General features: G+C 71.3%; 12 protein-coding genes and 1 tRNA gene. 5 read left to right on the top strand and 8 right to left on the bottom strand.

From position 1 onward, the window contains the following. Nucleotides 1-83: 83 nt before the first annotated feature. From ABII15_RS16095 to ABII15_RS16085, 3 genes are all read left to right on the top strand, one after another. Nucleotides 84-166 (top strand) — tRNA-Leu (locus ABII15_RS16095). A 244-nt stretch (nt 167-410) separates the two neighbouring features. Next, nucleotides 411-1,586: a 4-hydroxybenzoate 3-monooxygenase gene (locus tag ABII15_RS16090; RefSeq protein ID WP_353943009.1), complete on the top strand. Its 1,176-nt coding sequence runs from the start codon at nt 411-413 to the stop codon at nt 1,584-1,586. 136 nt (nt 1,587-1,722) lie between these two features. Next, complete coding sequence (locus ABII15_RS16085) at nt 1,723-2,619, top strand: Bax inhibitor-1/YccA family protein (protein WP_353943008.1); 897 nt, start codon at nt 1,723-1,725, stop codon at nt 2,617-2,619. A gap of 83 nt (nt 2,620-2,702) precedes the next feature. Here the strand turns inward: ABII15_RS16085 and ABII15_RS16080 are convergent, their stop codons facing one another. Further along, nucleotides 2,703-2,933, bottom strand: coding sequence for a DUF4287 domain-containing protein (locus ABII15_RS16080; RefSeq protein WP_353943007.1), 231 nt, complete (start codon nt 2,931-2,933; stop codon nt 2,703-2,705). An 87-nt stretch (nt 2,934-3,020) separates the two neighbouring features. On the opposite strand from ABII15_RS16080, the gene ABII15_RS16075 reads away from it, so the two are divergent. Beyond that, complete coding sequence (locus tag ABII15_RS16075) at nt 3,021-3,341, top strand: hypothetical protein (protein WP_353943006.1); 321 nt, start codon at nt 3,021-3,023, stop codon at nt 3,339-3,341. A 116-nt stretch (nt 3,342-3,457) separates the two neighbouring features. On the opposite strand, the gene ABII15_RS16070 is transcribed toward ABII15_RS16075, so the two are convergent. From ABII15_RS16070 to ABII15_RS16060, 3 genes are all read right to left on the bottom strand, one after another. Continuing rightward, nucleotides 3,458-4,264, bottom strand: a complete 807-nt coding sequence (locus ABII15_RS16070) for a hypothetical protein (RefSeq protein WP_353943005.1) — start codon at nt 4,262-4,264, stop codon at nt 3,458-3,460. Between the two features lie 277 nt (nt 4,265-4,541). Next, nucleotides 4,542-5,762 carry an acetyl-CoA C-acetyltransferase gene (locus tag ABII15_RS16065; protein ID WP_353943004.1) on the bottom strand — a complete coding sequence of 407 codons (1,221 nt, stop codon included), beginning with the start codon at nt 5,760-5,762 and terminating at the stop codon, nt 4,542-4,544. Nucleotides 5,763-6,012: 250 nt separating this feature from the next. Beyond that, nucleotides 6,013-7,029 carry an SGNH/GDSL hydrolase family protein gene (locus ABII15_RS16060; protein WP_353943003.1) on the bottom strand — a complete coding sequence of 339 codons (1,017 nt, stop codon included), beginning with the start codon at nt 7,027-7,029 and terminating at the stop codon, nt 6,013-6,015. A 187-nt stretch (nt 7,030-7,216) separates the two neighbouring features. Here ABII15_RS16060 and ABII15_RS16055 point away from each other — a divergent pair, with 187 nt between their 5' ends. After that, the gene (locus tag ABII15_RS16055) at nt 7,217-8,602 is read left to right on the top strand and encodes a cystathionine beta-synthase (protein WP_353943002.1); all 1,386 of its coding nucleotides are present in this window, start codon (nt 7,217-7,219) and stop codon (nt 8,600-8,602) included. A 240-nt stretch (nt 8,603-8,842) separates the two neighbouring features. Here ABII15_RS16055 and ABII15_RS16050 read toward each other — a convergent pair whose 3' ends face one another. From ABII15_RS16050 to ABII15_RS16035, 4 genes are all read right to left on the bottom strand, one after another. Continuing rightward, nucleotides 8,843-10,444, bottom strand: coding sequence for a recombinase family protein (locus ABII15_RS16050; RefSeq protein ID WP_353943001.1), 1,602 nt, complete (start codon nt 10,442-10,444; stop codon nt 8,843-8,845). Between the two features lie 436 nt (nt 10,445-10,880). Next, nucleotides 10,881-11,753: a MurR/RpiR family transcriptional regulator gene (locus tag ABII15_RS16045; RefSeq protein ID WP_353943000.1), complete on the bottom strand. Its 873-nt coding sequence runs from the start codon at nt 11,751-11,753 to the stop codon at nt 10,881-10,883. Nucleotides 11,754-11,808: 55 nt separating this feature from the next. Continuing rightward, entirely contained in the window at nt 11,809-12,753 is a 945-nt protein-coding gene (locus ABII15_RS16040) for a hypothetical protein (protein ID WP_353942999.1), read from the bottom strand. A 41-nt stretch (nt 12,754-12,794) separates the two neighbouring features. Then, entirely contained in the window at nt 12,795-14,273 is a 1,479-nt protein-coding gene (locus ABII15_RS16035) for an aromatic amino acid ammonia-lyase (protein WP_353942998.1), read from the bottom strand. Nucleotides 14,274-14,357: the final 84 nt, after the last annotated feature.

The following is a 14,357-nucleotide window of genomic DNA, read 5'->3' as shown; positions in this document are numbered from 1 at the left end:
TAAGACAACATCGGGCTGTTGTTCCGCTGTTCGGGGGATGCCGCCGGATAGGCTCGGAAGGTCGACGCGGAGCCGCTCAGCCTGCCCGGATGGTGGAATGCAGACACGGCGAGCTTAAACCTCGCTGCCCCTCGCGGGCGTACCGGTTCAAGTCCGGTTCCGGGCACCTCCGGCGCATCCGCGACGGCCTTCCGGCGAGCCGCCTGACGCGTGGTCACATGCCGCTGTCACTCTCCCCGGGATCCCGCCCCCGCGCGACCCGCTTCCCCGTGTGCCCCACCCATTGACACTCACACGTACGTGGGCGGATGATCCACGGCAACCCGCGATGAACGAAAGTTCGCCACGCGAACAGAGGTGGCGGACGGGGACGCGGCCGCACGCAATGAGGCGAGGCGAGAGGGATCCGTATGCGCACCACCGTCGGCATCGTCGGAGCGGGACCGGCAGGACTGCTCCTGGCCAGGCTGCTGCACAACGCCGGGATCGACTCCGTCGTCCTGGAGAGCCGCGACCGCCCGTACGTGGAACAGCGCCAGCGCGCCGGAATCCTGGAGCAGGGCACCGTCGACGTGCTGCGCGCGGCGGGTGTCGGCGCCCGGATGGACCGTGAGGGGCTGCCGCACGACGGCATCGAGCTGCGCTTCGACCGCCGCCGCCACCGCGTCGACTTCCCGGCCCTGACCGGCGGCCGCCGGGTGATGGTCTACGCGCAGACCGAGGTCTGCAAGGACCTGATAGCCGCACAGCTCGCCGACGGCGGACCTCTGCTGTTCGAGGCGGAGGCGCTGGCGGTGGAGGGCGCGGAGACGGACCGCCCGCGCGTCCGGTTCCGGCACGGGGGCCGCGAGGACGTCCTCGACTGCGACTACGTCGTGGGCTGCGACGGCTTCTGGGGAGTGGCCAGGAAGGCGGTCCCGGCCGCGCTCTCGCGCACGTACGAACGCACGTACCCGTTCGGCTGGCTCGGCATCCTCGCCGACGTCGCCCCGTCCCACGACGAGCTGGTCTACGCCCGGGGCGAGCGCGGTTTCGCCCTGCTGAGCATGCGCTCCCCGTCCGTGACCCGCGCCTACCTCCAGGTCCCCGCGGACACGGACGCCGCCGACTGGTCCGACGACGGGATCTGGGACGAGCTCGACCGCCGCCTGGAGGTCGACGACCCGCACTGGCGCCTCGCCCGCGGACCCGTCACCTCGAAGTCCGTGACACCCATGCGGTCGTACGTGCACGAACCGATGCGGCACGGCCGGCTCTTCCTCGCCGGGGACGCCGCCCACATCGTCCCGCCGACCGGCGCCAAGGGCCTCAACCTCGCCGTCGGCGACGTCGTCACCTTCGCCCGCGCGCTGATCGCCCGGCGCGACACGGGGGACGCCACGCTCCTCGACACCTACTCCGAGACCTGCCTGCGGCGGGTCTGGCAGGCCGAACGGTTCAGCTACGCCATGACGACGATGCTGCACCGCGCCCCCGACGCCACCGCCTTCGACGACAAGATCCAGCTCGCCCGGCTCGACCGCCTGACCTCGGCACGAGCCGCCGAGACGGACCTCGCGGAGGCGTACACCGGCTTCCCGTTGTGAAGCGGAACACTCCGGGGTGCCGTGACGTTCCTCCGTAACAGGATGGGAAAGATCCTCCTTGAGCACTAGGGTCGTATCTTTGCCAGACCATTACTCTTGATGGCAAGGCCATACACGGTGGCCACGGAGGAGTGAAATGAGGAGCAGCAACCCGGTCTTCTCGCGACGGGGGTTCAGCCGCGACAACGGCTACGCGCAGTTCAACGCGCAGCCGCAGGCCGGGGGCCCCGCTGTCGGCACGGCCGAGGGAAACCCGTACGCGCAGGCCCCCGCGGGCAACCCGTACGCGCAGAACCCGTACGCGCAGGGCGACGTCCAGTACGGCGCACCGCAGGCACCGGCCACCACCGGCCGCATGACGATGGACGACGTCGTCATGCGCACCGCGAGCACGCTCGGCCTCCTGGTCGTCACCGCGGCGCTCGCCTGGGCGCTGCTGCCGGTCGACGAGGCGAACATCGGCAAGTCGTACGGCATCGCGATCGGCGCCGGCCTCGTCGCGATGGTCCTGGGCTTCGTCCAGGCGTTCAAGCGCAAGGCGTCCCCGCCGATCATCCTGGCGTACGCCGCCCTTGAAGGCGTCTTCCTCGGCGTCCTGTCGAGCATCGTCGACAACTACATCGCCAGCGGCGCGGCCATGCAGGCCGTGCTCGGCACGATGGCCGTGTTCGTCGCGGTCCTCGTCGCCTACAAGGCGGGCTGGATCCGCGTCAACCGCCGCTTCTACGGCTTCGTCATGGCCGCGTCGCTGGGCTTCGTCCTGCTGATGGCCGTGAACCTGCTGTTCGCGGTCTTCGGCGGCGGCGACGGCCTCGGCTTCCGCAGCGGTGGCCTCGGCATCCTGTTCGGCATCATCGGCGTGCTGCTCGGCGCGTGCTTCCTGGCCCTGGACTTCAAGCAGGTCGAGGACGGCATCGCGTACGGCGCCCCGAAGGAAGAGGCGTGGCTGGCCGCGTTCGGTCTGACCATGACCCTCGTCTGGATCTACATGGAGTTCCTGCGGCTCATCGCGATCCTCCAGGGCAACGACTAGCGGTTGCCCGACGGCAGTACGAAGGGCCCGCGCACCTCGGTGCGCGGGCCCTTCGCCGTGTGCGTGCGGGGGAGTCGCGGCGGCTATCCGAACCGCCGGGCCGCGCGCCTCAGGTCGTACTCGTGGACGATCGCCTTGGCGTGGCCGTACGCGAGGTCGTGCTCCCCGCGCAGCCAGCTGACCTTCTCTTCGAAGCGAAGGAAGCAGGGGCCTTCTTCTACGGTGCGCAGCCAGTCGGCGACTTCACGACCGGTGCAGTGGGGGATGCGGGCGAGCAGATTGCGGTGGGTCTCCTCGGAGAAGACTTGGGACATCGGCGCCTCCGGAACGCTTCGATGTGGCCGGGTCTTCACGTCACCGTGCCTGAGCGACGGGGCCTTGTAAACAGCTACAGTCGCCGAGTGCTTGATACGACGCCTTTGACTGCCGCGGTGGATCAGTTCGCGGACCGGCTGCGGGCCGCGCCGCAGAGCCGGCTGCAGCGGGGGGCCGCCGCGGCGGCTCTTGAGCTGGCCAGGGAGTTGTCCGGGTGGGCTCAGCGGTTGGAGGAGCCGGGGGCGGGAGCGGGCGGTGTCCGGGAGATGCCGGATGCCGGGATGTTCGCCGCCGCTGATCAACTCACCGTTGCGGGGCGGGATCTCGGGGTGGTTCTGCGCGATGCCGATGATCTCGTACGGGCTGTCGAGATGGTTGAGGCCGGGATGAAGCGGGCCGGGGTCTAGGGTCTCGTCGCCGTCTGCGGCCCGGTGGGGCTTCTCGCGCAGTTCCCCGCGCCCCTGAAAGGCCTGCGGCCTTCAGGGGCGCGGGGAACCATGTGTCCGGGTCCCCGTGGACGCGGTCAGGCGCTGGCTATGACTCGGTCGGCCAGGATGTAGACGGAGTCGGTCCCGCATTCGAAGGTCAGGGCGTAGGCGCCCGAGACGCCGGAACCGCCGAGCAGCACCGGAATGTCCCCGGCGCGGAGCGCGTCGGCGAGCCGCTCCGCGGTCTCCCGGTGCCCCGGGGTCATGCACAGCGTCGTCCCGTCGGCGAAGACATAGACATCGAGCGTGCCGAGCGGCCCGGGCCGGACATCGGCGAGAGCCGTGCGCGCCTGCGCCAGCTCCTCCAGACACGCCACCGTGCGCTCGTGATCGCTGACGACCGGCGACTGCACCGGCACGAAGTCCGGGTGCGAGGGGTGCCGGCGCCGGGCGGCGGCCAGCTCCGGGGAGTCGTCGGCGAACTCGTCCTCGGTCTCCAGCAGGGGTTCGAGGACCGGCTCGGCGACCGGCTCGAGCCCCGCGAAGTCCGCCTGCCGGGGCATGAAGAACTCCTCGCCGAGCGTGCCGCCCGCGAGGAACGGCGGCAGGTCGGAGGTGTCCCGCGCCTCCTGCGCCGCCCAGAACGCCCGCGCCTCGGCCAGCTCCCGCTCCCGCTCCTCGGCGAGCGCGTCGGCGACCGCGGCGCGTATCGCGTCGGTGTCGGTCGTGGTGCGGGCCGCCGGAACGGTGGCCGTGTGCGCGGCGGTGGCGCGGCCCCGGGCCAGCTCGTCTCTCAGATCCGCGAGCTGCCGACGCAGACCCCGCACATGGTGCAGGGTGACGGCGCCGACGGCCGTGGCAGCGGCCGAGGCGAGCAGCAGGACACTGAGGGTGGCAGGCATGGCGCTCACTGACGTACTCCCGGTTTCAAGTCGACCCCCGACTTCCTACATCAGCTTGAAGCCTGGACGAACCTGCTGTCAGTGCATTACGTCACGAATTGGACAGGTCTTTTGGCCGGGTGTTTAGCCCCGATATGGCCTGGGTACCGACCTGACCTGCGAAAATCGCTTTCCCCCATGATGCAGATCACATCATGGGGGAATTTGGATCACGATTGGATAGACGGATTCCGGTCAGGTTCGGCCCGGAAGCGGTCCGTCCGCGATCGGTCCGGTGTCAGCTCAGGCGCTCGATGACCATCGCCATGCCCTGGCCGCCGCCGACGCACATGGTCTCCAGGCCGAACTGCTTGTCGTGGAACTGGAGGCTGTTGATCAGCGTGCCGGTGATGCGGGCGCCGGTCATGCCGAAGGGGTGGCCGACGGCGATGGCACCGCCGTTGACGTTCAGCTTGTCCTCGTCGATGCCCAGGTCGCGGGCGGACGGGATGACCTGGGCGGCGAACGCCTCGTTGATCTCGAACAGGTCGATGTCGGAGACGCCGAGCCCGGCGCGCTTGAGCGCCTGCTTGCTGGCCTCGACCGGGCCGAGGCCCATGATCTCGGGGGACAGGCCGGAGACGCCGGTCGACACCACGCGGGCGAGCGGGGTCAGGCCGAGCTCGCGGGCCTTGGTGTCGGACATGATCACGAGGGCGGCGGCGCCGTCGTTGAGCGGGCAGCAGTTGCCGGCCGTGACCAGTCCGTCGGGGCGGAAGACCGGCTTGAGACCCGAGACGCCCTCCATGGTGACGCCGGCGCGCGGGCCGTCGTCCTTGCTGACGACGGTGCCGTCGGGGGTGGTGACCGGGGTGATCTCCCGCTCCCAGAAGCCGTTCTTGATGGCTTCCTCGGCGCGGTTCTGCGAGCGGACGCCGAAGAGGTCCATGTCCTCGCGGGTGACGCCCTTCAGGCGCGCCAGGTTCTCGGCGGTCTGGCCCATCGCGATGTACGCGTCCGGGACCAGGCCGTCCTCGCGCGGGTCGTGCCAGGTCGTGCCCTCCTGCTCGGCGACGGCGGCCGTGCGGGCCTCCGCCTCGGCGAAGAAGGGGTTGCGGGTGTCGGGGAGCGAGTCGGAGTTGCCCTTCGCGAACCGCGACACCATCTCCACGCCGGCGGAGATGAAGACGTCGCCCTCGCCCGCCTTGATCGCGTGCAGCGCCATGCGGGTCGTCTGCAGGGAGCTGGAGCAGTACCGGGTGACCGTGCAGCCCGGCAGGTGGTCCATGCCCATCTGGACGGCGACGATGCGGCCCAGGTTGTTGCCCTGCTCGCCGCCGGGGAGGCCGCAGCCGAGCATGAGGTCGTCGATGTCGTGCGGGTCGAGTTCGGGGACCTTGGCGAGGGCCGCCTGGATGATCGTGGCGGTCAGGTCGTCCGCGCGCAGATCCTTGAGCGAGCCCTTGAAGGCACGGCCGATCGGGGAACGGGCGGCTGAGACGATCACTGCTTCGGGCATCACGGCTCCAGGAGTTCGTTGACCTTTTCAGGTGGGACCGTGTGGGAAGTTACCCGTACGTATGGCGCGGGTCACCGTCCCGGGCATGTGACTCCGACCGCATTTTTCTAAGCGCTTGCTCAGCCCTCCGGGGGTGAACCCGCCAGGGGAGGCTGCGCGCAGCGCATGCCTCAGGGGCGCGGGGCGGGGGATCGCCCCGATAGGGGCGCGGGGAACCGCGCGGCCGGCCACGACGGACCGGCTGCCGGTGCTACGGCGTGACCGGGGTCGGGTCCTGGGTGGGGACGCGGCGGCGGCGCCGGCGCTTGAGGAGGGCCCAGGGGCCTCGCGGCCCCGTGGGCATGGCCCCGGTGACCTCGGTACCTCCCTCGGCGGCAGCCCGCACAGCGGCCCGCGCGACCGGCAGGAACCCCTCCTCGCGGGCCACATCGGGCCGCTCCTCCTCCGGCCAGAGCCCCAGCGCGGCACAGAGCGTCGGCAGCACCGCCATCGCCGCCGTCGCGTACCCCTCGGCGGACGGATGGAAATTGTCCGGCCCGAACAGCTCACGGGGATTCGCCGAGAACTCCGGCCCGAGCAGATCCCCCAGCGACACCGTGCGCCCGCCCTGCTCCACGGTCCCGATGGTCTGCGCGGCGGCCAGCTGCCGCGAGGCCCGCCGGGCGATCCAGCGCAGCGGCTGCTGCACCGGCTCCACCGACCCCAGGTCGGGACAGGTGCCGACGACCACCTCGGCCCCGGCCGTGCGCAGCCTCCGTACGGCGGCCGACAGATGGCGCACCGACTTGGTCGCCGGGATCCGGTGGGTGACGTCGTTCGCGCCGATCATGATCACGCAGACGTCGGGCAGCCAGCCCGGATCGGCGAGGGTCAGCGCGACCTGCCGGTCGAGGTCGTCGGACTGGGCACCGGGCAGTGCCACGTTGCGCAGCTCCACCGCGCGCTCCGCCACCGCAGCGAGCCCCGAGGCGAGCAGCGCCCCCGGCGTCTGCCGGGCCCGGTGCACGCCCTGCCCGGCGGCCGTGGAGTCGCCGAGCACCGCGAACCGCAGCGGGTCGCTGCCCACGGTCTCGTAGACCCTGCCGTACAGCCCGTCGGCGGACGGCACATGGACCGGATCGGGGCCGTGGTTGCCGACCTGGCGCCGTGCCATCTGCACCTCCGCGACCACCACCCCGACCGCGGCGGCCCCGAGAAGCCCGATCCCGCCGCCGCCGTACGCCGCGCCCGCGGCGATCCGCCGTGCCACCCTCGCCCTGCTCGACATGTTCCGCGGCCACCTGCCTTTGCCATGCGACTGTGCTGCGACTCTTTACGGCTACATGAACTCCTTGCCCCGTAATCACCGTCGGCCAATCGCAAGGGGAGATGAAGGCCCGGTACGCGCAATACTCTGGCCGCATCCCGCAACTGGACATCCCGCAGGACATCCACCGGCAGACCCGGAGTAGAACGTGCAGATCCACGACTCGATGATCAGCCTCGTCGGCAACACCCCGCTGCTGAGGCTCAACAAGGTGACCGAAGGCCTCCAGGCGACCGTCCTGGCCAAGGTCGAGTACTTCAACCCCGGCGGTTCCGTGAAGGACCGCATCGCGCTGCGCATGATCGAGGCGGCCGAGCAGAGCGGGGAGCTGAAGCCCGGCGGCACCATCGTCGAGCCGACCAGCGGAAACACCGGTGTCGGGCTGGCCATCGTGGCCCAGCAGAAGGGGTACAAGTGCATCTTCGTGTGCCCCGACAAGGTGAGCACCGACAAGATCAATGTGCTGCGCGCGTACGGCGCCGAGGTGGTGGTCTGCCCCACGGCGGTGGACCCCGAGCACCCGGACTCGTACTACAACGTCTCCGACCGCCTCGTACGCGAGACGCCCGGCGCCTGGAAGCCCGACCAGTACTCCAACCCGAACAACCCGCTCTCCCACTACCACTCGACCGGCCCCGAGCTGTGGGAGCAGACGGACGGCAGGATCACCCATTTCGTCGCGGGCGTCGGCACCGGCGGCACCATCTCCGGGACCGGCCGCTATCTGAAGGACGCGAGCGAGGGCCGGGTCCGGGTCGTCGGCGCGGACCCGGAGGGCTCGGTCTACTCCGGGGGCTCCGGACGGCCGTACCTGGTCGAGGGCGTCGGCGAGGACTTCTGGCCGACGGCGTACGACCGTGACGTCGCCGACGAGATCGTGGCCGTGTCCGACAAGGACTCCTTCCAGATGACGCGCCGCCTCGCCAAGGAGGAGGGCCTGCTGGTCGGCGGCTCCTGCGGAATGGCGGTCGTGGCCGCGCTGCGCGTCGCGGAGCGGCTCGGGCCCGACGACATCGTGGTCGTGCTGCTGCCGGACAGCGGCCGCGGCTACCTCAGCAAGATCTTTAATGACGAGTGGCTGTCGTCCTACGGGTTCCTGGACGAACCGGCCGAGGCCGGCCGGGTTCTGGACGTGCTGAACCACAAGGAGGGATCCATCCCCGGGCTTGTGCACATGCACCCGGAGGAGACGGTCGGAGAGGCCATCGAGGTACTGCGCGAGTACGGCGTGTCGCAGATGCCCGTGGTGAAGCGCGGGGCCGGGCATCCGGACGTGATGGCCGCCGAGGTCGTGGGCTCCGTCGTGGAGCGGGAACTGCTCGACGCGCTCTTCGCCCAGCGCGCTTCGTTGGGCGACCGGCTGGAGAAGCACATGTCGGCGCCGCTCCCGCAGGTCGGCTCCGGCGAGCCCGTCGCGGATCTGATGAACGTGCTCGGTTCCGCGGACGCGGCGATCGTCCTGGTCGCGGGCAGGCCCACCGGCGTGGTCAGCCGCCAGGACCTCCTGACGTACATGGCGCGCGAAGCCAAGTGAGCCCGCGTGTGGTTCCTCGCCCTGCTGAGACGGCGAGGAACCACACCGAGGGCCTAGGGCCTGTCCGGCGGATCTTGTCGCGGGCGCGGGGTCCGGCACGCCGACCTGCGGCGTTGTCGTCGGTTGCCAACGCTCCGCGTTGACGCCCTCCTCCGCCTTGCATCTCGACGCACCAGACCCCGCTCACCGGCACAGAGACGCGCGGGCCACCCGGCTGCGACCTGATCCGCCGGACAGGCCCTAATCGCCCGGCCGTTGCTTCGGGATCACCCGGAGCAGACCCGGGTCGAACGCGGCACGGCGGGAGGTGCCCGGAGGAAGCGGCATGACGATCACCGCCTCGAGTACGTCGGCGATCGCCGCGCGTTGTTCACCGAGGCACAGGGTGTGCCACTCGGCGGGTTCCCGGACGCGGTGCTGTTGTGCGAGCGCCGCCAGATGATCGGTGCGTGCCGCTTCGAGGCTGGAGATCCGCGCCGACAGGTCGGCGGCGGCGGAGGGCGCCGGTGTCGTCTCCCATCGGACGAGCGCGTCGTGCTCCTGCCTCAACTTCCCGAGCAGGACTTCCCCTGCCCATGCGACGGGTGCGGCGGGGCGGTGGTGTGCGGCATGTTCGGCGAGGAGGGTGGTCACGACGTCGCGGAGATGGGCATCCACGGCGGCAGCGCTGCGCGCGGTACCGCCACAGTCCATCGCGGAGCAGACGTACACCGCGTTGCGGGGATCCCGGGCCGTCGGTCGCGTGCAGCCGCCCATTCTGGAGTGGCAGGGAGTCCCGTTCGTGGTCGCGCCGCATCGCAGGAATCCGCTGAAGAGGTATTTGCGCAGCGGAATGGGCGATGTGCCGTTCGGAGGGCTGCCGTTGGTGAGCCGAGTGCCGCGCCGTGCGCCGTTCTGCCGGGACGTCTCCACGAGGGCGCGCCACTCGTCCGGGGTGGCGGGGATGTCCCAGGTCCCGCGCACCGGGAGGCCTGTCGCCGGGTCCGTGACCAACTCGCCGTGCAGTGAACGGAATCCGCACATCACCGGGTTCGTGAGCGCCTGGCGCACCGTCGCTCCGCTCCACCGGTTTCCGGATGCCGTGACCACTCCACGGCTGTTCAGGTCGCGAGCGATGGCGTTCCAGCCCTGTCCCCGCAGAGCTGCCTCGATCATTTCGCGCAGGACCGGCCACTCGTCGGGGTCCTTGCGCATGTTCATCTTCCGGCCGGACCGTGGGTCGGGCGGCAGCCAGCCGAAGCGGCGGCGGCCGCCGGGCGTCCCTCCGTCCAGGGCGCGTCGGCGGACGTGCCGCCCGATGCGTTCGCTGGTCCGCCGTACTTCGTCGATTCCCGCATCGACGTTCTTCGGGCGGTCCGCCGAGGTCAGGTCGAAGATCGTGCGGCCCTCGATGAACAGTCCGTCGTCGGTGACCGACAGCGCACGGTGCAGCCGGTCGAAGTCGGAGGGGAGGCGCCAGACCCGCTCCTGTTCGGTGGCGACGAGCGCGTTGACGGGGAAGCCTTCGGGCGTCCTTCGGCAGTGCAAGGCGTGGACGGTCTCGTCGAACGAAGGGCGGGGGACATCCGGATGCGTGGCGCCGACTCCGTTGTCCTCATGGAACTTGACGAGAGCGATGCCGAACTTCTCGGCTGTCTCGCAGTTGTCCTCGTGCTGATGGCGGACACCGGTTCCCGGTTCCCTGCCGCGGGCGAGGACTGCTGACCGCGTGCTCTGGTCGGCTGTGATCCGCGCGTAGTCGATGCCGGGGGTTCTGCCGTCGAGCCACTGATCGAAGGTGAGCCCTTCTTCAAGGGCCGTGACGAGCGACGGATTCAGGAAGCTTCGTGACCAGCCGGGCACAGAGGTCTCCTCGGAGCCGATGTCGGGGGTACGGAGCCGACTCTGGCCGCGGGACGCTATGCGGGTAGATGGATGGCCGACCGGTTCACGCGATCGAGTGACCATGGGCGATGAGGTGAGGGTGCCGGGCTTCGCCGAACTGGTACGAGCGTGTCACGTGCCCGCAGCACCCGCTTAACACGCGTCCGGCAGATTGGTGGATGTCGGAAGGGGCGGGAGCGGCTCCCCGCCCCAGCCGGCACCGTAGCGGCGTCAGGACCTCCGGAGCGGCTCCCGGACCTCCAAGGACGCCCAGGACGTGGCAGCCCGGCCCTGACCGGGCTGTGCGCGTCCCTCGCGGGGACCGCCGTCGTCCCGCCCCCCGTCACACGGGGGTGCGGCGGTCCCCGCGCAACTCTTTCCGGCGCCCCACAGGCCCGCGGCCGGACGGTGCCCCCTACTCCACGAACAACCCGCGCTCCTGTGCCCGTACGTCGAAGTCCTCCAGGCGGGCCTGGGCCTGGGGGAGGCCGTCGCACATCGCCTCCAGGAGGACCCGGCCGAGCAGCATCGGTGCGCAGGCCGTGTCGAAGGCGAGGCCGGTGCCGACCGCGGCCGGGAGCAGCAGGTCGCTGTGCCGGGCGACCGGGGCGAACGCCGAGTCGGCGACGGTGACCACGGTCAGGCCCGCCGACTGCGCGTGGGCGAGCGCGTCGACGACCTCGCGCGGGTGGCGGGGGAGCGCGAAGCAGAGCAGTGCCGTGGCGCCCGCCCGGACCGCCGCGTCGATCCGGTCGGCGAGCATCGTGCCGCCCTCGTCGAGCAGCCGGACGTCCGGGTGGACCTTGGCCGCGAAGTACGAGAACCCGTACGCCTGCGAGGCCGCCGCGCGCAGTCCGAGGACGGGCAGCGGGCGCGAGGCGGCGAGGAGCCGGCCGGCCCGCTCCACCGGGGCCGGGTCGGCGAGCAGGTCGGCGAGGTGGCGGAGGTTGGCGATCTCGGCCTCCACCGCCTGCTGGTACTCGTTGGTCCTGGCGGCCGCGGCCGGTGCGGCCGGGGTCACCTCGCGCAGGTGCTTGCGCAGCGCCGGGTACCCGTCGAAGCCGAGCGCGACGGCGAACCGGGTCACGGAGGGCTGGCTGACACCCGCGAGTTCGGCGAGCTCGACGGAGGACAGGAACGGCACGTCGGCCGCGCGGCGCACCATGCAGTGGGCGATGCGGCGCTGGGTGGGGGTGAGCCGGTGGCCCTCGAAGAGGTGCTGGAGGCGGGCCGCGGGGCTGTGCCCGCCGACCGCGGTGCCGGTGGTCTGTTCGGTGTGCTCGCTCATGGCTCCCCGTCCGGTCCCCGTCGCTCCATTCACGGGGATTGCGTCGTGCATGAGCTTATTCAAGGGGTGGGGGCGGCGCCAGGGTGTGTGCGGAGGTGCGGGTGGCGCGGCGGCGGTACCGGGAGACCGCGCCGCCGGTGACACCGAGGAGCGTCGCGCACGCGCCGCCGAGGAAGCACAGACCGCTCGCGGTGTAGTTCGGTGTGCCCTCTCGGTCCGCGTTGTACAGGTCGCCCCGCCACGGGCCGTGCGCGACGACCCAGCCGAACTCCGTGTCAGGGATGAGGGGATCGTGATGACCCTGGCAGACGAAGGCGCCCCGGTGTCGATCGCCGGTGAACGGATCCTCGTAGCTCACCGTGCACGGGCCGGGTGCGGTCGAGCCGTCGACGACGGACAGTTCGACCATGGGGTCGTGCTTCTCGGACAGGTATCCGGCGAACCCCAGAGCGCACATGAGCACGCCGACGATGACGACCCAGCGGAAGACGGGTCGGCGGCGGCGCGTGTGCTGCCTTACCGGGAAGGCCCAGGTGAGCGCGGAGCCGCCGGGCGTGGACAGGACACCGCCGCCCTGAGGCGTGCCGGCCCACCACAGGGGGCCGTCGGTCTTCGGCGCGGTCTGGTTGACGAACCCGCACTTCAGGAGGGTGAGGGTGCCCGACGACGGATCGCGCAGGACGACGAGCGGGGCCCGCCGCGGCGGCCGCACCGTCGCCGGGCACCGGGTCCAGGGGTGGGTCTCCAGAGCTCTGGTGATCCGGCGGCTGTTGCGCCAAGAGACGAGCGCGCTCGCCGACAGCGTCGCGCCCCCGTACCAGAGGCCCACCACGGGGTGGGTGAACTGCAGGACGGTCGCGAGCAGCAGCATGAACGTGCCCAGCACCGCCAGGGTCACGCAGCGGATCCGGTAGGCCCGCAACGCGTAGTCCGTCGGTCCGTGCTGAGCCGCCGGCCCGACGCTGTCCGGAACCGCCTCTGCCCAAGCCTCTGTGCTCATCGTCCCCCGCACCCCGTTCGCCGGGGCGACAGGATAGTTGACTATTCCACGAATTGCTCCAGCATCGCCGCCGCCCGCTGCACGTCCAGCGTCAGCGGCCGGTCCGCCATGTCCGGGTCGAGCGCGGCGTCCGCGAGGGCGAAGGCGCGGCCCACCGGCAGTTCCGGGTCGAGGCGGAGGTCGCGCAGGCGCAATGCCCGTACCGTCGCGACGAGTTCGCAGCCGATCACCTGGCGGTAGGCCGCGCACAGGCGCAGGGTCTGACGGGCCGCCAGGGAGGCGAAGCTGGCCTGTTCCTCGACGCCGCGGGAGAGCACGGCGTGGCCGAGCGAGGCCGGGGCGGCGAAGGCGCGCAGGTCGGCGAGGGCGCCGCCGGCCGCGTACTCCAGGATCATCACGCCGGACGCCGCCGCCTCGCCGTCCGCGAGGAAGGGGCGCAGGCGCGTGAAGTTCGGCTCGTTGAGGGTCGACAGGCGGGAGGTGGAGAGGCGGGCCACCTGGGTCATCGCCAGCCTGAAGTGGTCGAGGGCGAGCGCGAGCTGGGCCATGTAGAAGCCGCCGTGGTGGTACGCCGCCATGTCCTCGGGGGAGATGAGCGGGTTCTCGGCGGCCGCGTTGATCTCGACCAGGAGGACGTCTTCCAGGGCGTCGGCCGCGTCGTGCGCCGGGCCGTGGATCTGCGGCACGCACCGGAAACCGTACGGGTCCTGGATGCGGCCGAGCGGCGGGGTGGGGCGCTCGTCGGCGCCGAGGATCGCGCGCATGCTCTCCGCGACCGCGTAACTGCCCTTGTGGTGACGGGCCTCGTGCACCGGCAGCGCGTACGCCTCGTAGGAGCCGTCGACCGCCATCAGGCTCATCGCCGCCACCAGCCGGGTCGCGGTCAACAGGTCGCGCAGCTCGTGCAGGGCGAGCGCGGCCTGGCCGAGGGTGAGGGCGTTGGAGGAGATCAGCGCGAGGGCGTCGTTGTTGTCGAGGGGCTGCGGCTCCGGCGGGGTGCCCTTGCCGCGCCACGGGTGTTCGCCCGCGAGCGCCAGGCCCATCTGGGCGAGCGGGGCGATGTCGCCGGTGCCGACCGAGCCGTGCTCGTTGACCGCGGGGTGCGCGCCGTTCGTCAGGGCCTCGCACAGCGCCGTGACGACGGTGGGGCGCAGTCCGGCGCCGCCCGCGAGGAGCTGGTTGGCGCGGACCGCGAGCATCGCCCGGACCTCGCGCTCGGGCAGCTCGTCGCCGATCGCGCCCGCGTGGCTGCGCAGCAGCCGCAGACCGTGGTCGGCGGCGGCCTCGGTGGGCACGTCCTCGCTGCGGTTGGCGCCGACGCCGGTCGAGCGGCCGTAGACCCTGCCCCACGCGGCGATCTCGCGGGCCGCGTTCCAGGACTCCTCGACCCGTTTCATGGCGTCGGTGCCGGGCACGGGGCGGGCCTCGGAGTGCGCGAGGCGGACCACGTCCGCGACGGGCAGGCCGTGGCCGTCGAGGACGACGACCGGGCGGGCGACAGGAGAGGACTTCGGGTGCATAACGGGCTATTCCCTCTCAAGTGAACGTGCTTGTCTCACAGTTCGGTCGATCTGGGGTGATCCGGCGGTGATTTACCAGCGATT

The organism is Streptomyces sp. HUAS MG91 (genome assembly GCF_040529335.1).
GTDB classification, from domain to species: Bacteria; Actinomycetota; Actinomycetes; order Streptomycetales; family Streptomycetaceae; genus Streptomyces; species Streptomyces tabacisoli.
This window is presented reverse-complemented; position numbering and strand designations above follow the sequence as displayed.